This is a genomic window from Microbacterium sp. Z12_35, assembly GCF_058310475.1.
In genome coordinates, this window is the sequence record NZ_JBZEGJ010000001.1 from 2,200,446 (window position 1) to 2,222,931 (window position 22,486).

The window sequence follows — 22,486 nt, forward strand, 5'->3', positions numbered from 1 at the left end:
CGAGTTCCTCGCCCGGCCCCGCCGGTTACTCCGTCGTCAGCTCGCCGGAACGACGAACCACGCGAGGTCCGCGGTTCCCGCGGTGGGCACGTGCGCGGTTCCCGTGATCTTCGTGTCGTCCGAGATGTACGGGTAGGAGCTGTGCAGGATGTTGCCCGTCCAGGCGAGCTCCTCCGTCGCGTAGCGGTACACGTCGGCGATGGCTTCCTGCTGTTCGTCCACCGGCGCTGCCAGAGACGCCTGACGCAGTGCGTCCAGTTCGGGGTCGCGGACCTCGAACGGGTTGTACTGGTTCACGCCACCGTAGAAGCTGTTCATCACCGTGAACGGGGTGAGCTGGCCGTAACCGTAGTACGTCACCGGGAACTTCTTGGCGAGGATGTCGCCGACGGCCTGGCCCTTGTCGGAGTACACCTCGAGGGTCGCGTCGACCCCGATGTCGGCCCAGTTCTGGACCACGGCCTGCATGAGGATGTCAGCCGTGGGGCTGGTCTGGTCCACGCCGACGGTGAAGCTCAGTCCATCGACGCCCGCGTCGGCGAGCAGGTCTCGCGCACGGTCCGGGTCATACGGGTAGGCCTCGTTGACCTCTTCGTCGAACCCGAGCGTGTCCGAGAGCGCGAGCTGGGAGCCCGCCGTGGCCGTGTCACCGAACGCTGCCTTTGCGATGCTCTCGCGGTCGATGGCATAGTTCAGCGCCTGGCGGACGCGCACGTCGGCGAGCTCAGGAACGACCTCACCCGCGCGGTCGACGAAGTTGACACCCAGAAGACCGAGACCGACCAGCTCGACGTGCAGGCCCGCTGCTGTGGCCGCTTCGTAGGTCGCAGCGTCACCGCGCGTCAGGTCGGCCTCACCGTTCTGCACTGCCTGAAGGGCAGCGGCGGAGTTGGCGACGACCTTGATGACGACCTCGTCCCAGGCGATGCGTTCCTGGTCCCAGTACTCCTCATTCGGCGTGTAGACGTACGTGTCGTTGGCGACCGTGCGCTCGCTGTCGAGAACGTAAGGACCGGCACCGAAGGTGTTGCTCTTGAGTGCCTCGGGGTCTTCCAGTCCAGCCGGGCTGATGACCGAGCCGAGCAGGACGCGGTTGCTCAGCATGGCGGGCAGCGCGGGGTTGGGAGCCGAGCTCTCGAAGAGGATCGTGTTCTCTCCGCTGACCGTGATGGACTCGAGCGAGTCCCAGTACGTGGGAGCGTTGACGCCGCTCGCGCGAGCGTACTCCAGCGATGCGATGACACCCTCGGGGGTCATCTCTTCGCCGTCGGAGAAGGTCACTCCCTCGCGGAGAGTGAGCTCGAGCTCCTGGTTGCTTTCGTCCAGGAACTCCCACTCGGTCGCGAGGTCCGGGATGAGCTCACCCTCGGGTGAGATGCGGATCAGCGAGTCGTAGGCGAGGTTGATGAACCAGTTGTTCTGCGGGTCGACGTTCTGCAGGTACGGGTCGAGGCTCACCGGCGGAACGGTGGAGGCGACGGTCAGGACCTTCGGGCTGTCGTCTTCTTCACCTTCGGTGCTGCCCGCATCTCCCCCACCCCCGCACGCGGTGAGAAGAAGAGCGACGGCACTGGCGGCGCCGACGACGGCGAGGCCGCGCCTGCGCCGGCTCGGTTGGCGGAATTTCGGAGATGCGAACATAGGTGGTTGCTCCATGTGATTGTGATCGGCGCCCGGCGGGCGACGGGGGTGTGAGAACGAGGTACCGAACCTCCCTTCGGTGCTCGTGGTGCTGTCAGGTCGCGGGGACAGGAGGGGCCAGCGTCTCCCAGACGCGGCGCCGTTCCCGCTGTACTTCGGGATCCGGGTACGGCTCAGCGGCGAGCAGCCGCTGCGTGTACAGCTCTTTCGGGCGGGTGTAGACGTCCTCGGTCACTCCCTGCTCCACGACCCGACCGCGACTCATGACGGCGACCCGCTGGGACAGGAGGCGCACGATGGACAGATCGTGGGCGATGAACAGGTAGGAGATTCCGGTCTCGGCCTGGATGGCGCGGAACAGGTTGGTGATCTGCGCCTGCACCGACAGATCCAGCGCTGAGACCGGCTCGTCGCAGATCACGAGTTTTGGGCTTGCCATCAGCGCGCGAGCGATGGCGATCCGCTGCTTCTGCCCGCCGGAGAAGCTCCCCGGCATCCGGTCCATGGCGGAGGCGGCCAGCCCGACGCGGGTGAGGAGTTCCTCCGCTCGGTCGATCGCGACGGAGCGCTTCATGATGCGATTCGCCACCAGCGGCTCGATGAGGATCTGACCGACTTTCTTGGCCTCGTTGAGCGAGCTCCGGGGATCCTGGAACACCACCTGCAAGTCGGTGCTGATCGCGCGACGCTCGCGCCTGCCGATGTGCGTGATGTCCTTGCCCTCGAAGAGGATGCGTCCGCTCGATGGCCGCGCGAGTCCGAGGATCGCTCGGCCCACGGAGGATTTACCCGACCCTGATTCCCCGACGATCCCGAGCGTCTCGCCCACCCCGACGGAGAAGCTGACGTCTTCCACCGCCCGGAATGCCTTCCGGCCCGATCCGTAGGTCACATCCAGGTTCTCAACGGTCAACAGTGGCGTGGTCACGTCGTCACCTTTTCCTGCTCGGCGGCCCTGGCTTGCTCGCGCTCCATGATCGGGGTGAGGAAGGACCCCTCGATGACGGGCAGTTCCTTACCGGGCACGGCCCCGTGCGGGTTCGACTTGAGCAGAGCCTCGGTGTACGGATGCTGAGGCCTGGCGAAGATGTCGGCGGTGTCACCCGTCTCGACGATCTCGCCCTTGTACATGACCATCACGCGATCGCAGAGGTCGGCGATCACGCCCCAGTCATGGGTGATCAGCAGAAGGGACATGCCGGTCTGCTGCTGCAGACGACGCAGGAGACCGAGGATGCCCGCCTGCACGGTGACATCCAGCGCCGTCGTCGGCTCGTCCGCCACGAGCAGTTCGGGACGGCCGGCGAGGGCGAAGGCGATCGACACGCGCTGCGCCATGCCACCCGAGAGTTCGTGCAGATACCTCCTCGCCACCGACTCCGGGTCGGGAAGCTCGGTGAGGCGGAGAAGCTCGATCACTCGCTCGCCCGCCTGGGCCTTGTCCACCCCGTCGTTGAGCCGGACGGCCTCGCGCAGCTGGTCGCCGACGCGGTGGTTCGGCCCGAGCGCGACCATGGGCTCCTGCGCGACGTAGGCGATGCGCTTGCCGCGGTACTTCGACAGCACGCTCTCGGTCTGCCCGACGAGCTCGGTGCCGTCGAATCGCACCGATCCGGCGGTAACGACCGCGCCCTCACCGACGACGCCGAGGATGCCGAAGGCCACCGTCGTCTTGCCCGAGCCGGACTCGCCGGCGACGCCGAGTGTCTCGCCGCGGCGGATGTCGAAGGACGCTTCCCGCACGATCGGCAGGATCTCGTCTCCCGAGCGGTAGCCCACATCCAGCCCGCGCACGGAGAGGAGCACATCGTCCGCGGGGGCCGAAGCACCCTCCGGCTGGGGGACGCTGCGGGCGCGGGACGGCGCCTTTGTCAGCTTCGACTGCCCCCAGCCCAGGGAGCTGGCGTCGCGCACCGAGTCGCCGATCACCCCGAACGCCAGAGCGGTCAGCGCGATGACCAGCCCGGAGGGGAACAGCATCCACGGGGTGGAAGCGATCACCTGGGCTGCCTGGGCGATCATGTTTCCCCAGCTCGGGTCGGGGATCTGCACGCCGAAGCCGAGGAAGCTGAGCGCACTCTCCACGATCAGGGCCTGCGCGGCGAAGACTCCGGCCTGGACGATGATCACGCCGCGCGAGCGCGGAAGGACGTGGGAGAAGATGATGTACAGCGGCGACAGCCCCGAGACCCGTGCGGCGTCGACGAACAGCTCATTGCGCACCGCGATCGCGCTCGCCCGGACCATGAGCACCAGCACGGGCGAGGCGAGTGCCCCGAACACGATCATCGCCAGGAACGTGTTGCCGCGGTACACCGAGAGCACCACGAAGAGCACGATGATGTTCGGCAGTGCGATGACGATGCTGACGACTGCCATGACCACGCGATCGGTCCAGTTGCTGAAGTACCCGGCGAGGAGACCGAAGATGAGGCCCAGCACGACGTAGACCACGACGGACGCGGCCACGGCGATCAGGGTCGGTCCCGCGCCGAACATCAGGCGCGACAGCACGTCCCGGCCGAGCTGGTCCGTTCCCAGCCAGTGGGCCGCTGTCGGACCCTGCGACCCGTTGGCCAGGTCGTTCTCCAGCGGGGAGTAGGGGGCGATGACGGGCGCCAGCACGGCTGCGGCGACAACGAGCACCAGCCAGGCCACCGCCAGGATGAGCCCGACCGACGGCCGGCGCGTCCGCGGTCGACGACGGGTCGCGATGGCGACGGCGACCGTGGTGGAAGGCTTGGCAAGACTCATGCGAGTGCCCTCACTTTGGGGTTGAGCAACGAGTACAGAACGTCGGTGAGGACGTTGGCGATCAGGATGATCACGGTGAATGCGAGCACGGCCCCCTGCAGCACGGCGAGGTCGTGGTTGAGCGTGGCCCTGGCCACCAGGGACCCCATGCCGGGGATAGCGAATACGGACTCGAGGACGACGGTGCCGCCGATCTGGGTCACGAACGTCGCCGAGACGGCCGACAGGATGGGGATCGCGGCATAGCGGAGCCCGTACTTGAGGATCAGCGTGCGCGGCGGCATGCCGTTGGCCTGCATGAAGCGCATGAAGTCGCGGCTCAGCGCCTCCGCCATCGATTCGCGGGCCTGCTTGGCGATGAGCGCGAGGCCCGCGAAGGAGAGGGCCATCACCGGCATCACGAGGTGCAGGAGCCACTCGCTCACCGAGACCGTCGGGTCCACATACCCCACCGAGGGGAGGATCTTCAGCGTCCCCGCGAAGAACACGATGAGGACGAGAGCGACCCAGAAGTTGGGCAGTGAGATGCCCAGCATGCCGATGGAATCCAGCACGCGTGCGGCCCACCCCTTGCGGACCGCGGCGTAGGCGCCGAACGCGATGCCCACAACGGCGGCGACGAAGGTCGAGAGTACCGCCAGTGCGAGGGTCGGCCAGATGCGCTGGTCGAGCGTCCGCACGATCGACTCGCCCGTGTACAGCGAGACCCCGAGGTCTCCGCGGAAGATGCCGGCCAGCCAGTCGAAGTACTGCTCCCAGATGGGACGATTGAGCCCCAACTCCTCATTCAACGCCTCGATACGCTCCGGCGTCGCGTTCTCACCGAGGATCGTGGTGGCCGCGTCTCCGGGCACCATAGAGGCCAGCACGAAGGTGAGCGCGGTCATCACGAAGAGGACCGGAATCGCGAGCGCGATCCGTCTGAGGATGATCCCTACCACTGACTCTCCCAAGTTCTTCGGCGCGAGCGCCGTTGCGCTACGTTGCGCTATTCCATCGCATTCAAGTTTCAGACACGTTTCGTCTCTGAGGCGATAAACGCGCGGTTAGTCCCGACAGATTCGGAACTTCCACCCGCCGTCGAGCACGCTACCTTTTGTGGAGCCGCAGCGCAACGCTAAGCAATGTGTTGCGCTAGGCTTGTGTTCCGTCCGAGAGTGGCACGTCCTCGCGCCGCCGCGTCGCGAAAGGTCACGTATGCCCCCCTTCACCGGCGGCGATCTGCTCGTCTCCGCCCTCCGCAGTGAGGGCGTGTCCACCGTCTTCGGCCTCCCGGGCATTCAGCTTGACCCGGTCATGGAGGCGATGTACCAACAGCGCGAGGACATCGGCTTCCTGGCCGTCCGCCACGAGCAGTCGGCAACCTACATGGCCGACGGCTACGCGCGGGTCTCCGGCAAGCCGGGCGTGGCCATGGTGGTTCCCGGTCCCGGCGTGCTCAATGCCGGGGCAGGTTTAGCGACCGCGTACGCGTGCTCCTCTCCGGTGCTCCTGATCGCCGGGTCCATCGAGTCCTCGATGCGGGGCCGGGGGCTGGGCGCCCTGCACGAGATCCCCGGGCAGAGCGAGCTGCTGTCCTCCTTGACCAAGTGGTCGGCAATCGCCCGCCACCCGGACGAGGTGCCGGAGCTGGTGCACGAGGCCTTCTTCCAGCTGCGTTCCGGGCATCCGCGCCCGGTCGCCCTGGAGGTGCCGCCGGACGTCATGCGCGCGACGACCACGGTGTCGGCCGGCTCTCCTCGCACTCCGCACCGCATCTCCCCCGACCCCGGCACGATCCGCCACATCGCGGAGCTGATCACCCAGTCCCGCCGCCCCTTCCTGTACGCCGGCGGCGGAGCCCTGGCATCCGACGCCGGAACCCCCCTCCTCGCTCTGGCCGAAGCCCTGGGCATCCCGATCGTGACCACCCGCAACGGGCGAGGCGTCCTGGATTCGCGGCATCCGCTCGTCTTCGATCCCCTCGCGCTCCGCCGCTTCAGTGCGGAGGCCGATCTCGTGATCGCGTTCGGCACGCGCCTGGGCAGCGGGGATGGCGGCGCATCCGAGATGGGGGACGCACCCCTGGTCATGATCAACGTCGATCAAGGAACGTTCCGGTTTCCTCGCCCCGTGGACGTCGGCCTGTATTCCGACGCGGCGCTCGCCGCCGAATCCCTCCTCGCGGAGCTCGACGCCTCCGACGTACGTCCCGACTTCGAGTGGGGCGACATTCCCGCGCAGATCGCCGACTGGACGAGGCAGCAGTTCCAGAGCATCGCACCGCAGATGGAGTACCTCGCCGCCATCCGGGCCGCGCTGCCCGACGACGGTGTGCTCGTCAGCGAGTACACCCAGGTGGGGTACGTGGCGAGCATCGCCTTTCCGACCCATCGCCAGCGGGGTTTCATCTCCCCGGGGTATCAGGGCACGCTGGGCTACGGCTTCGCCACCGCGCTCGGCGCCCAGGTCGCCGCCGGCTCGTCGCCCGTGGTGTCGATCAACGGCGACGGCGGCTTCTCCTGGACGCTCTCGGAACTGTCCACCGCGAAGAAGTACGGCATCCCCCTCACCATCGTCGTCTTCAACGACGGCTACTTCTTCAACGTGCACCGCATGCAGCGTGAGAACTTCGACGCACACCACATCGCGACCGACCTGGTGAACCCGGACTATGTCGAGCTCGCCCGTGCTTTCGGCATCGAGGCGACGCGCGTGCACGGGGCAGCCGACCTCGGCGAGGCGATCGCCGGAGCGACGCGGTCGGGGCGCCCGCAGCTCATCGAGGTCGCTGTGGGCGAGTTCCCGAGCCCCTGGCATCTCATCGACATTTGACCTTCTCGACCCCATCCGGAAGCAGGCAACGATGATCACGGACACCGAGCAGACCGAGCTGGAGCGGATCGTCGCGCGCGCCGAGGCGGCGGCCGCACCGCTGGCCCTCACCGCGCCCTCCCTCCGCGCCGCAGCGCTGACCGCGGCCGCCCACGCGCTCGAGTCGCACCGGGACGAGCTCGCCGCGATCGCTGCGGTGGAGACCGGCCTCGGGCTGGAGCGGCTCTCCGGCGAGGTCACGCAGGCCGCCGTCCAGTTGAAGATCCACGCCGCCGCCGTTCAGGGTGGCGAGTTCTTCGACGCCCGGATCGATGAGGCCGATGAGGATTACGGCCTCGGCCCCCGGCCGGACCTGCGTCGCTACCTGGCACCGGTGGGGCCGGTGCTGAATTTCGCCGCGAGCAACTTCCCCTTCGCCTTCTCCGTCGCCGGCGTCGACACCGTCTCGGCGCTGGCCGCGGGATGCCCCGTGATCGTCAAGGCGCACCCGGGCCACCCGGAGACGTCGCTGCGCACGTTCCAGCTCCTCACCGCGGCCCTCACCGGAGCAGGGCTGCCGGAACATTCGGTGCAGGTCGTCTTCGGTCAGGAGGCGGGGCTGTTCCTCCTGCGGCATGAGAGCGTTCAGGCGGCGAGCTTCACGGGATCCGTCCGGGCCGGGACGTATCTCGCGCGCATCGCGGCCGATCGTCCGCGTCCGATCCCGTTCTTCGGTGAGCTCGGAAGCGTGAACCCCGTCGTCGTCACCCCCGCCGCAGCCGCGGAGCGCGGAGCGGACATCGCTCGCGGCTTCGTGGAGGCGTTCAGCTGGTCGGCCGGACAGGTGTGCACGAAGCCCGGCGTGCTCCTGGTTCCGCGCGGCTTCGACTTCGACGCCGAATTCGTGGCGGCGGCCGAGGTCACGGACGAACACCGCCTCCTTCACCCCGGTATCGGGACCGCCTTCGCGGAGCGACGCGCCGATATCTCCGGGATCGACGGCATCCGTGTCATCGCTCCGGGCGGCTACCGGGCTGATGAAGACGCCAACGGCTGGGCGAAGCCGACGGTGATCGCCACCGACATCGACACGCTCGTGCGGGAGCCCGCGCTCGGCGAAGAGGCATTCGGTCCACTCGGTCTCGTCGTCGAGTACGACGAACTCGCGCAGATCGCCGGCGCCCTCGCGCAGGTCTTCACCGGCAACCTCACCTCGACGATCATGCGCGCCACCTCCGACGACCTCGAGCAATTGCGCGCGCTCGCCGTCACGATGCAGTCACGGGCGGGGCGCGTGGTCTTCGACGCCTGGCCGATGGATGTGCACATCACGTGGGCGCAGCAGCACGGTGGCCCCTGGCCGGCCTCCACCAACGACTCCTCCGTGTCGACCTCGGTCGGCCCGCTTGCGGTACGTCGCTTCATGCGCCCCTCGACCTGGCAGGACGCTCCAGAAGAGCTCCTGCCCGCACCGATTCAGAGCGCGAACCCGTGGGGGGTCCCGCAGCGGATCAGCCGCGCGGGCGAGAGCGCGACCTGGCCTGTATGACGCCCCCGCCCCCGCGCGCCGTCCGGCGCGCGGGGGCGGCGCGCATCACTCGCGCAGATCCAGCCAGCGCACCTCTTCGGGCGTCAGCTCGATACCGAGCGCATCCATCGAGGTGCGCGTTTCGGTGAGCGTGCGCGGACCGAACAGCGGGAACGTGGGGAACGGCTGCTGGAGCACGTACGCCAGCGCGATCGCCGTCGCCTGCACTCCGCGGGTGTCGCCGAGTTCGCGGGCACGCCGCTGACGCTCGAAGTTGCCGTCACCGTAGTAGCACCGCACGAGCTGGGGATCCGAGAGGTCGGCCTTGTTCCCGCGGCTGAAGAACCCACGTGCCTGCGAAGACCACGGGAAGAGCGCGGTCTGCGTCCGCTCCAGCCACTGCTTCGACGCGGGGTCGGTCGCGTGACGGCACCCCGCCCAGGGCAGGTCGTACGCCTCGGCGAGTCCGAAGTGATTGCTGAGCAGGGTGAACCCCTGCTTGCCGTGCGCGGCGGCGTACGCGTTGGCCTCATCGATGCGCTCGATGCTCCAGTTCGATCCGCCGAAGGCCCGGATCCGCCCCGCCCGATAGTGCTCATCCAGCACGTCGACGAACTCCCCCACGGGCACCTCGAGGTTGTCCCGGTGCAGGAAGTAGAGATCGGCGTGATCAGTCTGGAGCCGGTCGAGGCTCGTCATCAGCTCGGTCGTGACCGCCGCGGGGTTGCAGTTCGGCGTGTGCGCACCCTTCGCAATCACCACCAGCTCGTCCCGGTTGCCGCGATTGCGCATCCACTGACCCAGCAGGGTCTCCATGATGCCCCGGCCATACTCGTAGGCGGTGTCGAAGGTGTTGCCGCCCTGCTCGACATAGTCGTCGAACATCACGGTGGCCTGCGCGAGGGTCCGCTGGTTGTCCACGCCCATGACCAGGCGGGAGATGTCTTTGTCCACCCCGGGCACCCGGCCGTACGACATCACACCCCGGCGGGCGGGCCGCACCCGGCCGCTCACCGGGGGCATGGGCGCATCGCTGCGCTCGAAGGGGTACTGCAGGCCGAGGGCATCCCGCCAGCGCTGCTGCAGATCGGCGACGCCCTGCGATTCGCTCCACGGCATCTCCGGAGCCTGACCGGATCCGTTCGACGCCGCCTCTGCGAGCGCGTCCGCCTCCCACGCGTATGCGGCCGCGGGTGGGATGTGGACCTCCTCGACCGGTGCGCCCGTCCGGGACACCACGATCACCGAGCCCTCTTCGGGGCTCGGGACCCACGGCGCGGGCACAGTGATCGTGCCGCCGCTGCCGACCACCCGCACACGGTGCGGCTCGCGCAGCTTCACGCCGGTCGTCAGGTGTGCGGAGATGGCACCGAAACCGACGGTGGCGGTGGCCCACTCGTCCACTCCGGTCGATCCGACGGTGCCCGCCGCGGCAAACGCCGTGGGTTCGGGCGACTCGCCCGCTGCAATCGCGATCGCACGGGCCAGCGACAAGGGGTACCCGCCCACGTCGAGAATGCCGCCGCCGGCGAGGTCGGCGTCGAGAAGGCGGCCGGTCATGGCCGGAGTGTGGAAGGAGAAGGATGCCTCGACGTGCGTGATCTGACCGATCGCTCCCTCGCGCACCAGGTCGAGCAGGCGCGCGGTCTGCGGGTGGAAGCGGTACATGAAGCCCTCGAGCAGGGCCACACCGTTGCGGCGGGCTGCTTCGATGATCGCCATCGTGAACGGCGCGTTCGGGGAGAGGGGCTTCTCGCACAGCACGTGCTTGCCCGCCTCCGCAGCCTTGATGGCCCACTGGGGATGCGACGTGTGGACCGTCGCGATGTAGACGGCATCCACGTCGGGGTCGCGGAGCAACTCCTCGTAGTCGGCGTAGCTGCGGTCCGCGCCGAATTCGTCGGCGAACTGCTTCGCGCGGTCACCGTCACGGCTGGCCACGGCGACCAGCCTCCCGCGGCGGCTCAGGGGCAGCTCGCGCGCGAAGCTCCGCGCGATCGTGCCCGGTCCGATGATTCCCCAGCCCAGTACGTCTTCTGTCATCGTGTCCTCCGTCATTTCGGGTTCTCGCCCTCGTTCGTCTCGGGCGTGCGCCCGGTGTGGTTCAGCAGGTCGTCGGCGTGTTCCGACGCGACGCCGAATTCTCGGACCGCGCCGGTGTCCACGCGCCCGAGCCGGAGGTCGGCGCGCAGCGCTCGCCACGCGGCGCGGTGGCCGGTCTCGTAGATGGTGGGGAGGAGGCGCTCAGCGCCCTCGTCACCGATCACGGCGAGCGCGGGTCGCGCCGACCGTCCGCCGTACAGGTGCAGCGCCGCGCGACCGCGGTGCGACAAGCGGCGGATCCGGATGCTCGCGTCGGAAACCTGCGAGCGCACCGCCGACAGGACCAGGGGCGCGGGCGTCTCCGGTCGACCGATGTACCCCGAAGCGCTGTAGGCGTCCGCGGTCGCACTGATCCGGGTGATTCGGACGTGGCGCCCGAGGGCTCGGGCCGCGACATCGAGCTGTGCGGCAAGCGTGTCGCGCAGCGATGACGCGCGCGGCACCACGGCGTGGGCATCGGCGAGAACGACCGCGTCGGTCAGGCCCGCCACCGTCGTGGCGAAGCCGTCGACGGCGGGGTCGTCCCTCCATCCGCGCCCCAGACGCAACGCGGTGCCTGCCCGCTCGGCCGCCACGCATAGGCCTTCGACGTCCGACGCCGGGGCCGGGTCCGAGACGAACACCGCGGCGGCGCCGGCCGTGATCGCCGCGATCGCTCGGCGAGGCCAGTCGGCCGCTCCGTCCAGAGCCACCACGTCGCCATCCGGTCGCACACAAAACGACAGGGGCAGGCTCGCCAGGGTCGCCGCGATGCGCTCGCGGATCTCGGCGGCCCCGTCGATCCGCACGAAGACGGGGGCGTCACCACTCACGCGGCGGCCTCCACGTACGCGCCGGCCCGGTCGGCCACCATCACCGCGAAGCACAAGTCATCCACAAGCACGTCCAGCTCGGCCGGGTCGAAGATCGAACCGGTCGCCAGGTCGTGGACACGGCTCCACTCGCGCTCATATCCGTTCGCCTCGTCATCGCCCGACACCCGCCGCTCGCCGGCCCGACGGAGGCATGCCGTGGCTGATCCGGCGTGGACGTACGACGGCGGAAAGGTGATGGCGAGTGCGGCGTCCGAACCGACCGCCTCGAACTCCCACTCGGGCGCCCAATGCGAGCGGAACGAGCCCACGATCTGCGCGAGGCGGTCGCCTGCGCGTAGCAGCACCGCATATCCCACTGGATGCAGCAGCTGCGCCGAGATGACCTCCAGGTCGCGCCACTGCGGGAGGAATGTGCGTACAAGCGGGAGGTCGTGGATCGCCAGCCCCAGCAGTCGCGCCGAGATCGCGGCGGCCCGCGCCTCGGGCGAGCCGACGTCCCGGCTCGGGATCTCGGTCGGGTGGGGCACTTCCGTGCTCCACCCCTCGAACCTGTCATTCGTGGGCAGCACGATGCTCGATCGCACCAGCCGGACATCGTCGGGGAGGTTCTCCCACTCGGCTCTGGCCCAGGTCCATGCCGGGTCGTAGGTGTGCATTGCTCCCACCACCACGGGGACGCCCGTCCGTCGCGAACTCTCGGCGATGCGCTCGGCTTCGTCGGCGCTCGTGGCGAACGGCTTCTCGCAGAGCACCGCCGCCTTCCCCGCTTCGCACGCCGCGATGACGTGCTCGGCGTGGAAGCGGTGCGGGCTGCAGACGGCCACGACATCCACGTCGTCGTCAGAGAGGAGGTCGTCGATCGAGGTCGACCAGCGCGCCGCCGCGGATTCCGCCACGGAGCGGACAGCACGAGAATCCACATCCGTGATGTGGCGCACCTCGAACAGCTCCGGGATCCTTGCCAGCGTCGGAAGGTGAATTCCTCTGACGACCGAGCCGGATCCCACGATGCCCACGCCGAGTGCTGGCAATCGTGACCCTCCGATCCGCCCTCGTGGAACGCATTACAACGCACAACTTTACACAATGCGCCTAATGTTGTTGCGTGCGAGAATGATCGCAGCGCCGTGGATCGGCGAAAAAGGGGACCTGATGAAGCACACACCGCACTTCATGCTCGAGGACGTCGCGGAGGTCAAGCGCCTCGTCCAGGAGAACCCGTGGGTGACGATCGTCTCGCCCGTCGGCGGCTCGGTCGTCGCTTCCCACTACCCCGCCCTCCTCGAGGAGAGCGGGGACGACTCCATCACCCTCCTCAGTCATGTGGGCAGGCCGGACGAGGAGCTCCACGAGCTCGGGCGCCAAGAGGTGCTGATCATCGTGCAGGGCCCCCACGGCTACATCTCTCCGAGCTGGTACCCGTCCGGCGGATTCATCCCCACGTGGAATCACGTGACGGCGCACCTGTACGGCAGGCCCGAGATCCTGTCGCCGGAAGACAACTTCCGATCTCTGAACCGGCTCGTGGATCACTTCGAGGAGCCGGTGGCCGACCCCCGCGGTCTCTCGCAGGATCTCGACTTCGCTCAGGGGATGGCGCGGGGAACCATCGGCGTCCGCATTCCGATCACGCGCTTCGACGCCCGCCTCAAGCTCAGTCAGAACAAGTCGAGCGACGACATTCAGGGAGTCCTCTCCGGACTCGAAGGAACCGGACCGTACGCGAACCCGGCGCTGGCAGCCGAAATGCGTCGCATCCACCGCTGACCGCTCCGCCGCGCCGTCGGCTCTTCCGGGCCGGAAGCAGGCCCGTCCGAACCGGACAAATCGTTGCGCAATAACATCCGGCCGATGCGTAAACTGGCGCCATGGATCATGCCTCTCCCGAGCCCGCGAGCGCCATCGTGAACTACCGAAAGCTCGTGCGGATCCCCACGATGTCTCGTCTGGACTCTGCCGACGTGGACTGGGCTCCGTTCGACGAGTTCCTGCGTGTCCTCCCCGAGCTCTACCCCACCCTGCACGCCACCCTCGAGCGGGAGGTCGTGAAGGGGCATTCCCTGCTCTTCCGCTGGCGGGGGACCGAGGAGGGGGCGCCCTCGGTTCTGATGGCGCACTACGACGTCGTCGGTGCGAGCGACGAGGGCTGGAGCACGCCGCCGTTCGCGGCCGACGTGGTCGGGAGCGGCGACGAAGCGACCGTCGTCGGCCGGGGCGTCATCGACGACAAGGCGTCACTCGTGGGGATCCTCGAAGCCGTCGAAGCCGCGCTCCGCAGCGGTCATACCCCGAGTAACGACATCTACGTCGCCCTCAGCCACAACGAAGAGATCCTCGGCGACGCCACGCCCGCGATCGTCGCCCTGCTGCAGGCGCGGGGCATTCGGCCGGGATTCGTCCTGGACGAAGGCGGCATCGTGGGCGAGAGCATCTTTCCGGGCGTCCCGGACGATGTCGTCTACGTCGGCGTGAGCGAGAAGGGGACCGCGACGATCCGGCTGACCTTCACGGCGCCGGGTGGCCACGCCTCCGTGCCACCGGAGGTGACATCCACCACGCGACTGGCGCATGCGCTCACCGCGATCGACGACGCCGGCAGCGTTCCGGTGCTCAATGACGTCACACGACGGATGATCGCCACCATCGGCCCGGTCGCGACCGGCCCGGTGCGCCGCGCCGCGGAGATGCTGGATACGGACGAAGATGCCGCCATCGCCGAGTTCGCCTCCGTCAGCCGCGACGCCCATGCGATGGTCCACTCGGCATCCCTCGCGACGATGCTCAGCGCAGGAGAAGCGCCCAACGCGGTGCCCGAGCGCGCGAGCGCCGTGGTGAACGTCCGTGTCGCCGTCGGCCACCGCGCAACGGACATGGTGGACAGGGTGAGAGCCGCCGTCGCCGACACCGGCGCGCTCTTCGAGGTCGTGCAGTGCCTCGATCCGGTCCCTCCCGCGCGAGCGGACGGCCCGGTCTGGGAACGACTGGAAGCGGCGATCACGGCCGTGTACGGCGAGGTCCTCGTGGTGCCCTATGTGAACAACGGCGGGACGGACAGCCGCAACTACAGCGCCATCAGCGACCACGTCTACCGATTCAACCCGTACGCGATGACGTTGGCGGAACGGCGCAGCATCCACGCCGTCGATGAGCGGCTGCGATTGTCGTCCTTCACCGAAGGCCTGACCTTCTACAGCGAACTCCTCGCGCGGCTCTGAGACCGCCGCCTATCCGGCGGGCCGGTGCTCCACGGCCCGGGCCAGCTGCGCCAGCGACGAGATCATCGCCCCCACGTGCACGTCCTGGTCGATTCCGTCCGGCACCTCGGTAGCCTCCACGGACACCAGGGTGCCGGTCGCCTCCGGCTGGAAGATCCAGGTCATCCGCATCGTGCCGGCGAAGCCCTGATCAGCGGAGGGGAAATCCACCTCCTCCACCAGACGCCGGGGCGTCTCGACCGCCACCCGGCGGACGACGGCGAGGTCGGTGTCGGGCGACGACTTGCCCCCTCCCTCGGGCGGACGGTCGTACGTGAGCACCATCCGGTACCCGCGCTCGGCATCGAATTCCTCGAGCCGGCCGCTCATGCCCTCCGGCGGGATCCACGCGACGAAGAGGTCGGGATCGGTGAACGCACGGAACACGCGGTCGGGGTCGGCGGTGATGTGGCGGGTGGCCCGGTCGGCGCGCATGGCGACACGCTACGCCGCGGAACCGGCGATGTCGGCGGGCACGCGTAGCCTGAACCCATGCCCGCCCGAAAGACCGTGACCGCCGCCTCCTACCGGTGCACGGAGTGCGGGTGGACGACCCTGAAGTGGGCCGGCCGCTGCGGCGAATGCCAGCAGTGGGGCACCGTGGTCGAAGCCGCCGAGCAGACCGGCATCAGCCGCAGCCTGACCCCGATCGCGCCCGGCGCCGCTCGCGCGGCGCGCCCGATCACCGCGATCGACACGCAGGATGCGCCGCGGCGCACCAGCGGCGTCGGCGAGTTCGACCGCGTCCTCGGCGGCGGTGTGGTGCCGGGGGCGGCGATCCTCCTCAGCGGCGAACCCGGCGTCGGCAAGTCCACCCTGCTGCTCGAAGTCGCCGCGCAGAGCGCCCGGGCCGGGCGACGCGTCTTGTACGCGAGCGCGGAAGAGTCCACCGCGCAAGTCCGCCTCCGGGCCGAGCGCACCGGCGCGCTCCACGATGAGCTCTATCTGGCGGCCGAGACCGATCTCGCGACCATCCTGGGGCACATCGACGCTGTTCAGCCCGAGCTGCTGATCGTCGACTCGGTCCAGACGGTGTCCTCAGCGCTCAGCGACGGGGCCGCGGGCCAGCCCAGTCAGGTGCGCGAAGTGGCCTCGACTCTCATCCGTGTCGCGAAGGAGCGGTCGCTTCCGGTCATCATCGTCGGTCACGTCACCAAAGACGGCTCCATCGCCGGCCCCCGTATCCTCGAGCACCTCGTCGATGTGGTCTGCCACTTCGAGGGCGATCGTCAGACGTCGCTGCGGTTCGTGCGCGCGCTGAAGAACCGGTTCGGCCCGACCGACGAAGTGGGATGCTTCGACATGACCGGCGCGGGGATCGCCGAGGTTCCCGACCCCAGCGCGCTCTTCCTCGGCCACGGCGATCCTGTCCCGGGCACGTGCGTGACCATCGCCCTCGAGGGCCGCCGGGCGCTTCCCGTGGAGGTGCAGGCGCTGACGATCGACTCGACGGCGCCCAACCCGCGCCGGATCGTCAACGGCGTGGACTCTGCCCGCGTGGCGATGGTGCTCGCCGTGCTGGAGCGGCGTGCCGGCATCAAGGTGTCAGACAAGGACGTCTACGTGTCGACCGTGGGCGGGGTGCGGCTCAGCGAACCCGCCGCCGACTTGGCGATCGCGATCGCCGTCGCCAACGCGGTCCGCGACCGCACCATCTCTCACCGGACCGTCGCGATCGGCGAGCTGACGCTGACGGGCGAGATCCGGCCGGTCACCCAATCCGCTCAGCGTGCGAACGAAGCATCCCGTCTCGGCTACCAGCTGGTGCTCTACGCGGGCTCCCGGTCGATCGATCGGGCGCTGCGCGACCTCCCGGTGCGACACCCTGTCGACCCGAAAGACCTTCCCGAGTTCTGACCTCGCCCCCGGTCGATCAGCGGCCGGGCGGGCCTGGGCGGCGACGGCGTTGCTGGGCGAAGCCGAGGACGACGGGGATGGCGAGGCCTGCGGCGCACACAGCGCCCGCGATCAGGTACTCCATGCACCGAGTCTGCCACCGCAGCCGCGGCGACGCGATTCGAGGCGGGGTGTCGCCGCTCAGACCTCGAGCGCGGCGAGCAGGTCGTCGGGCGACGCCTGCATCGGGTGCGGCCCGGCGATGTCGAGGAACACGGTCTTGATGTCCTCGCGATGGGCCTGCAGAAAGGCCCGCAGCCAGGCCGGTGACTGCAGAGCGATGTGCGGCGGGAGCGTCTCGGGCTTGTGCGCGGCGTCACTGAACAGCAGGAGCGCGATGTCGCCGTTGTCGGGGTCTCGGTAGGTCCACACCTCGCCCGCGTCCAGCGGGTTGTCGCGATCACCGGCGCGGAGGAGCGGAGCGACGGTGGGTCCATTACGCAGCGCGAACGCGACGGCGGCCATGTCCTGCGTCTGGAGGGCGTCGGTGAGCGCCGTGTTGCGGAACTCGAGCTCAGCGCGCCCCTTCCCCTTCTTCTTCGCCGCCATCCCCCCACCCTATCCGCCCGATCACGGACGGTTTTCGTCGCCGGGAACCGCGCCAGAGCGACGAAGATCGTCCGTCATCGGCCGGATCAGCCGAGGAAGCCGCGCAGCAGCGCCTCCGAACCGGCGAGGTGGTCGAGCGCGGCGGCGGATGCGGCATCCGCACGCCCCGCGAGGATCGCGGTGACCATGCTCTCGTGCTGGGCGTTGGAGTGCTCGATGTTGCGGAGCAGGAGGGGAAAGGTGTCGAGCCACGCGTTGATCCGCGCCCGGTTCTCCACCACCAGGGGCACGAGTGCGGGAATCCCCGCCAGCTCGGCGATCGTGAGGTGAAGCAGGGTGTCGGCGCGACGGTAGCCGTCCGGGCCGGCCGCGGTGGCCTCCTCGTGACGGGCCCACAACGCCTCCCGGTCGGCGGGTTCCAGCGCACGCGTGGCCGCGGCTCGCACCGCGCCCGCCTCCAGCACGCGCCGCATCCCCAGCACCTCGTCGAGCTCGGCAGGTTCCACGGCGGGCGGCTCGGTCGGCCGCGGCAGCGGGTCGGCGATGAACGTCCCCCCGTAGCGACCGCGGCGCGACTCGAGGAAGCCGGCGTCGGCCAGTTCGCGGATGGCTTCGCGCACGGTGTCGCGGCTGACGCCGTACAGGGCGGCGAGTTCACGCTCGGGAGGAAGCGACTCCCCGGGTCCGAGGACCCCGAGCCGCACCGTCTGCACGAGCCGGGCGACGGTGTCTTCCAGCGCATTCCCCTGGCGCACCGGCCGGTACACGGCACGGCGCACATCGTCGAGCGAAACGTCGGTCATCAGCGTGCGGCCATCATCGTCTACAGCGGTGTCACGTAGGCGTTGGTGATGCCTCCGTCGACGACGAAGGCGGTGGCGGTGATGAAGGACGCGTCATCCGAGGCGAGAAACGCCACGGCGCCGGCGAGCTCCTCCGGCTCGGCGAAGCGCCCCATCGGCACATGCACGAGACGGCGCTGCGCGCGCTCGGGGTCTTTCGAGAACAGCTCCTGCAGCAGCGGCGTGTTGACCGGTCCCGGGCACAGGGCGTTGACCCGGACGCCTTGCCGGGCGAACTGCACCCCGAGTTCGCGGGTCATCGCGAGCACGCCGCCTTTCGACGCGGTGTAACTGATCTGCGAGGTCGCCGAGCCGAGGAGCGCCACGAAGGAGGCGGTGTTGATGATCGATCCTGACCGCGCCGGGACCATGTGACGCAGCGCCGCTCGAGAGCACAGATACACACTCTTGAGGTTCACATCCTGCACGCGGTCCCATGACGGCATCTCGGTGGTCTCGATCGAGTCGTCATCGGCGGGGGAGATGCCCGCGTTGTTGAACGCGATGTCGACGCGACCGAACTCCTCCGCGACGCCGTCGAACAGCGCGTTCACCCGGGCCTCGTCCGCCACGTCGACCGGTCGGAAGACACCGCCCACTTCGGATGCTGCGGCCTCACCGGCGCCGGGATCGACGTCGGCGATCACCACGCGCGCCCCTTCGGCGGCGAAGCGCCGGGCAGTCGCTAGGCCGATTCCGCCGGCCCCGCCGGTGATGATGGCGACCCGGTCCTGAAGGCGCTGCGTGAGGTCGACGGTCATGCGGGCTTCCTCCTGGGGAGTGCGGGATGCGGGAGTCACGAAGCATCCGTGGCATAGAAGACGTTCTTGGTCTCGGTGAAGTGCTCGGCGGCGTCGGGTCCGAGCTCGCGGCCCAGGCCGGAGGCCTTCATCCCGCCGAACGGAGTGGAATACCGCACCGATGCGTGCGAGTTCACCGACAGGACGCCGCTGCGGACAGCGCGGGAAACGCGTACCGCGCGGCCGAGGTTCTCGGTCCAGATGGATCCGGCCAGGCCGTAGATCGTGTCGTTCGCCAGGCGGATGGCATCGGCCTCGTCCTCGAACGGCAGGACCGCGACGACCGGCCCGAACACCTCCTCGCGGGCGATCCGGTCGCCCGGGTCGGCCAGCACGACGGCCGGCGCGAACCAGAACCCGTCCCCCTCCGGCGCGGAGCCGCGGAAGGCGATCCGGGCGCCGTCGAGGTAGGACGCGACCCTGTCGCGGTGAGCGGCGGAGATGAGCGGCCCCATGTCGGTCGACTCCTCGGCGGGGTTCCCGACGCGCCATGCCCGTACTGAGGGCTCGAGCAGCTCGAGGAACCGGTCGTAGACGCTCCGCTGCACCAGGAGGCGGCTTCGGGCGCAGCAGTCCTGACCGGCGTTGTCGAACACCGACGCGGGCGCGGCCGCGGCGGCCTTTTCGAGGTCGGCATCGGCGAACACGATGTTGGCGCTCTTGCCGCCGAGTTCGAGCGTGACGGGCTTCAGCATCCGCGCGCATCCGGCGGCGACGTCAATGCCGACCTCGGTGGAGCCGGTGAACACCACCTTCCGCACGTCGGGGTGCGAGACGAACCGCTGCCCGACGACCGAGCCCGAACCCGAGATGACTTCGAACAGCCCCTCCGGCAGTCCGGCCTCGAGCGCGAGCTCGCCCAGCCGCAGCGCCGTGAGCGGCGTGAGCTCGGCCGGCTTCAGCACGACGGCGTTGCCGGCGGCGAGCGCGGGCGCGAATCCCCACGAGGCGATCGTCATGGGGAAGTTCCACGGCACGATGACCCCCACCACCCCGTACGGTTCGTGGAAGGTGACGTCGAGCCCGCCCGCGACGGGAATCTGCCGCCCGGAGAGCCGCTCGGGCGCCCCCGCGGAGAAGTTCAGCACCTGGGCGACGTGCGCGGCTTCCCACCGCGCCGACCCGATCGGGTGCCCGGAGTTGCGCACCTCGAGGGTGGCGAGTTCTTCGACGTGCGCCTCGACGACACGAGCGAATGCGCGCAGCGCGTCGGCGCGGGCCGCCGGAGCCAGCGCCGCCCACACCCGCTGCGCCGCGACGGCGCGGGCCACGGCCGCTTCCACGTCCGCCAGCGAGGCGCGTGGCACGTCGCGGAAGGGCACGCCGGTGGACGGGTCGATCACGGTGAAGCTCACGAAACCACTGTTTCCTTTCGATGTTCGGCGTACGCGGCGGCAGCCGCGACGAGGCCGAGAAAAAGCCGCCGGTCGGCGGAATCCTGCTCGGGATGCCACTGCACGGCCACGAGGTAGTCGTCGCCCGGAAGCTCCACCGCCTGCACGAGCCCGTCATCGGTGCGGGCGGTGACGACAAGACCGCCTCCCAGTTCATCCACTCCCTGGTGGTGGTAGCTGTGCACGTCGAGCTCGTCGGCGCCGACCATCCCGGCCAGGCGCGTGCCGTCTCTCACGGTCACGGTGTTGGGTGCGAACACTCCCCCACCCACGCGGTACCGCTCGGTGCCGAGTACCTCGGGCAGGTGCTGGTGCAGCGTTCCGCCGAAGGCCACGTTGATCAGCTGCAGGCCGCGGCAGATTCCGAAGACCGGGATGCCCCGTTCCCGGGCTCCGCGGAGAAGCGCCAGTTCCCACGCATCGCGGTCGGGCCGCGCGATGTCGGTGAGCGGGTGGCGCTCGGCCCCGTAGAGCTCCGGGTCCACATCCCGCCCGCCGGTGAGGATGAGCCCGTCGAGGCCATCCAGCACGGCGTCGGCCGCGGCATCCGGCCTCGGCTGGGGCGGGAGCAGCACGGCCGCGGCGCCGGACGCGGTCACGGCCTCGAAGTACTGCTGCGGAAGGAAGGACGCCCGCACATCCCAGACGCCCTGCTTGGCCTGCTCGAGATAGGTGGTCAGCCCGACGACGGGCGACGCGTCAGAGCCGCTCGAAGCCACGGATCCGCTCCCAGTCGGTCACGGCGGCATCGAAGGCCTCGACCTCGATGCGCGCCTGATTCAGGTAGTGCTCGACGACCTCGTCGCCGAACGCCGCACGTGCCACCTGCGACTCGGAGAAGAGGCGTGCCGCCTCGCGCAGCGTCGTCGGCAGGTGATCGATGTCGGAGTCGTACGCATTGCCGGTGAGCGGGGCGGGCAGCGGCAGGGAATTCTGCACGCCGTGCAGCCCGCCGGCGATGATCGCGGAGATCGCCAGGTAGGGATTGACGTCTCCGCCGGGCACGCGGTTCTCCACGCGCAGTGACGCCCCGTGCCCCACGATACGCAGCGCGCACGTGCGGTTGTCGACCCCCCACGCGACCCCCGTGGGCGCGAAGGATCCCTTCGCGTAGCGCTTGTACGAGTTGATCGTGGGGGCGTACAGGAGGGTGAACTCACGGAGCGTCGCGAGGATGCCTGCGATCCAGTGCTCCATGAACGGACTGAACCCGTGGTCGCCGTCGCCGGCCATCACGGATGCTCCGTCCTCACCACGAACCGACAGGTGGATGTGGCAGCTGTTGCCCTCGCGCTCATTGAACTTCGCCATGAAGGTCAGCGACTTCCCGTGCGCGTCCGCGATCTCCTTGGCGCCGTTCTTGTAGATCGTGTGGTTGTCGGCGGTCTCGAGGGCCTCGGCAAAGCGGAACGCGATCTCCTGCTGCCCGAGATTGCACTCTCCCTTGACGCCTTCGCAGTACATGCCGGCGCCTTCCATCCCCCGGCGGATGTCGCGCAGCAGAGGCTCCATCCGCGTTGTGGCGAGGAGGTTGTAGTCGACGTTGTAGTCCGTGGACGGGGTGAGCCCGTCGTATCCCTTCGCCCATGCGGCGCGGAAGGAGTCGTCGAACACGATGAACTCGAGCTCGGTGCCCGCGAAGGCGACGAGGTTCTCGCGAGCGAGCCGCTGGCGCTGCGCGTTCAGGATGCCGCGGGGCGATGGCCCCACATCGGCGCCGCCGCCCACCCACCCGAGGTCGGCCATCACGAGCGCCGTGCCCGGTTGCCACGGGAGCCTGCGGAGGGTGGCGACGTCCGGGCGCAGCACCATGTCGCCATAGCCCTGTTCCCAGCCCGACATGGCGTAGCCGGCAACGGTATTGAGGTCGACATCGACGGAGAGGAGGTAGTTGCAGGCCTCGGCCCCGTGCGGCAGCACTTCATCGCGCCAGAACCGCCCGGCGACGCGCTTGCCCACCAACCGACCCTGCGCATCGGGGAAGGCCACGATCACCGTGTCGATCTCGCCCGCCTCGATCGCGGCATCCAGCTGCGTCGTCGTGAGATTGCCCGCCATGGGTGGTCCTTCCGTCGTGGCTCCGCCGCTCCAACTGTAAGAAGGAACTTACATGCAAA

Annotated in this window: 19 protein-coding genes; 5 read left to right on the forward strand and 14 right to left on the reverse strand. The window is 69.1% G+C overall.

All coding sequences use genetic code 11. The features are described 5' to 3' along the window. Positions 1-36: 36 nt before the first annotated feature. From AC4FS1_RS10595 to AC4FS1_RS10610, 4 genes are all read right to left on the reverse strand, one after another. Positions 37-1,641, reverse strand: coding sequence for an ABC transporter substrate-binding protein (locus AC4FS1_RS10595; RefSeq protein ID WP_491154838.1), 1,605 nt, complete (start codon positions 1,639-1,641; stop codon positions 37-39). 94 nt (positions 1,642-1,735) lie between these two features. After that, complete coding sequence (locus AC4FS1_RS10600; protein WP_491154840.1) at positions 1,736-2,569, reverse strand: ATP-binding cassette domain-containing protein; 834 nt, start codon at positions 2,567-2,569, stop codon at positions 1,736-1,738. Further along, positions 2,566-4,395, reverse strand: a complete 1,830-nt coding sequence (locus AC4FS1_RS10605) for a dipeptide/oligopeptide/nickel ABC transporter permease/ATP-binding protein (protein ID WP_491154841.1) — start codon at positions 4,393-4,395, stop codon at positions 2,566-2,568. The genes AC4FS1_RS10600 and AC4FS1_RS10605 overlap by 4 nt, the downstream gene beginning before the upstream one ends. Then, complete coding sequence (locus AC4FS1_RS10610; protein WP_491154842.1) at positions 4,392-5,336, reverse strand: ABC transporter permease; 945 nt, start codon at positions 5,334-5,336, stop codon at positions 4,392-4,394. The genes AC4FS1_RS10605 and AC4FS1_RS10610 overlap by 4 nt, the downstream gene beginning before the upstream one ends. A gap of 256 nt (positions 5,337-5,592) precedes the next feature. On the opposite strand from AC4FS1_RS10610, the gene AC4FS1_RS10615 reads away from it, so the two are divergent. Both AC4FS1_RS10615 and AC4FS1_RS10620 read left to right on the forward strand, forming a co-directional pair. Continuing rightward, the gene (locus tag AC4FS1_RS10615) at positions 5,593-7,209 is read left to right on the forward strand and encodes a thiamine pyrophosphate-binding protein (RefSeq protein WP_491154843.1); all 1,617 of its coding nucleotides are present in this window, start codon (positions 5,593-5,595) and stop codon (positions 7,207-7,209) included. A gap of 31 nt (positions 7,210-7,240) precedes the next feature. Further along, positions 7,241-8,737: an aldehyde dehydrogenase family protein gene (locus tag AC4FS1_RS10620; RefSeq protein ID WP_491154845.1), complete on the forward strand. Its 1,497-nt coding sequence runs from the start codon at positions 7,241-7,243 to the stop codon at positions 8,735-8,737. 45 nt (positions 8,738-8,782) lie between these two features. On the opposite strand, the gene AC4FS1_RS10625 is transcribed toward AC4FS1_RS10620, so the two are convergent. Genes AC4FS1_RS10625 through AC4FS1_RS10635 form a run of 3 tightly spaced genes read right to left on the reverse strand, consistent with a single transcriptional unit; the run spans position 8,783 to position 12,665 of the window. Further along, complete coding sequence (locus AC4FS1_RS10625; RefSeq protein WP_491154847.1) at positions 8,783-10,759, reverse strand: aldo/keto reductase; 1,977 nt, start codon at positions 10,757-10,759, stop codon at positions 8,783-8,785. An 11-nt stretch (positions 10,760-10,770) separates the two neighbouring features. Then, on the reverse strand, positions 10,771-11,631 hold the full coding sequence (locus tag AC4FS1_RS10630) for a hypothetical protein (RefSeq protein WP_491154848.1): 861 nt from the start codon (positions 11,629-11,631) through the stop codon (positions 10,771-10,773). Next, positions 11,628-12,665 carry a Gfo/Idh/MocA family protein gene (locus AC4FS1_RS10635; RefSeq protein ID WP_491154850.1) on the reverse strand — a complete coding sequence of 346 codons (1,038 nt, stop codon included), beginning with the start codon at positions 12,663-12,665 and terminating at the stop codon, positions 11,628-11,630. The genes AC4FS1_RS10630 and AC4FS1_RS10635 overlap by 4 nt, the downstream gene beginning before the upstream one ends. 121 nt (positions 12,666-12,786) lie before the next feature. On the opposite strand from AC4FS1_RS10635, the gene AC4FS1_RS10640 reads away from it, so the two are divergent. Then, a complete protein-coding gene (locus tag AC4FS1_RS10640; protein WP_491154851.1) occupies positions 12,787-13,401 on the forward strand; it encodes an FMN-binding negative transcriptional regulator in 615 nt (204 codons plus the stop codon). Positions 13,402-13,502: 101 nt separating this feature from the next. Then, positions 13,503-14,849: a M20/M25/M40 family metallo-hydrolase gene (locus tag AC4FS1_RS10645; protein ID WP_491154853.1), complete on the forward strand. Its 1,347-nt coding sequence runs from the start codon at positions 13,503-13,505 to the stop codon at positions 14,847-14,849. 9 nt (positions 14,850-14,858) lie between these two features. On the opposite strand, the gene AC4FS1_RS10650 is transcribed toward AC4FS1_RS10645, so the two are convergent. Then, complete coding sequence (locus AC4FS1_RS10650) at positions 14,859-15,323, reverse strand: SRPBCC domain-containing protein (RefSeq protein ID WP_491154855.1); 465 nt, start codon at positions 15,321-15,323, stop codon at positions 14,859-14,861. 57 nt (positions 15,324-15,380) lie between these two features. On the opposite strand from AC4FS1_RS10650, the gene radA reads away from it, so the two are divergent. Beyond that, on the forward strand, positions 15,381-16,745 hold the full coding sequence (gene radA / locus AC4FS1_RS10655; protein WP_491154856.1) for a DNA repair protein RadA: 1,365 nt from the start codon (positions 15,381-15,383) through the stop codon (positions 16,743-16,745). Positions 16,746-16,925: 180 nt separating this feature from the next. On the opposite strand, the gene AC4FS1_RS10660 is transcribed toward radA, so the two are convergent. The 6 genes from AC4FS1_RS10660 to AC4FS1_RS10685 form a co-directional block, all read right to left on the reverse strand. After that, a complete protein-coding gene (locus AC4FS1_RS10660) occupies positions 16,926-17,333 on the reverse strand; it encodes a dehydrogenase (protein WP_491154858.1) in 408 nt (135 codons plus the stop codon). An 86-nt stretch (positions 17,334-17,419) separates the two neighbouring features. Beyond that, a complete protein-coding gene (locus tag AC4FS1_RS10665; RefSeq protein WP_491154860.1) occupies positions 17,420-18,136 on the reverse strand; it encodes a FadR/GntR family transcriptional regulator in 717 nt (238 codons plus the stop codon). A 20-nt stretch (positions 18,137-18,156) separates the two neighbouring features. Further along, a complete protein-coding gene (locus AC4FS1_RS10670) occupies positions 18,157-18,936 on the reverse strand; it encodes a 3-oxoacyl-ACP reductase (RefSeq protein ID WP_491154862.1) in 780 nt (259 codons plus the stop codon). 35 nt (positions 18,937-18,971) lie between these two features. Further along, positions 18,972-20,330, reverse strand: a complete 1,359-nt coding sequence (locus tag AC4FS1_RS10675) for an aldehyde dehydrogenase family protein (protein WP_491154863.1) — start codon at positions 20,328-20,330, stop codon at positions 18,972-18,974. Further along, a complete protein-coding gene (locus AC4FS1_RS10680) occupies positions 20,327-21,088 on the reverse strand; it encodes a gamma-glutamyl-gamma-aminobutyrate hydrolase family protein (RefSeq protein ID WP_491154865.1) in 762 nt (253 codons plus the stop codon). Before AC4FS1_RS10680 ends, AC4FS1_RS10675 begins: the two co-directional genes overlap by 4 nt. Continuing rightward, positions 21,069-22,427 carry a glutamine synthetase family protein gene (locus AC4FS1_RS10685; RefSeq protein WP_491154867.1) on the reverse strand — a complete coding sequence of 453 codons (1,359 nt, stop codon included), beginning with the start codon at positions 22,425-22,427 and terminating at the stop codon, positions 21,069-21,071. The genes AC4FS1_RS10680 and AC4FS1_RS10685 overlap by 20 nt, the downstream gene beginning before the upstream one ends. Between the last annotated feature and the right edge of the window lie 59 nt (positions 22,428-22,486).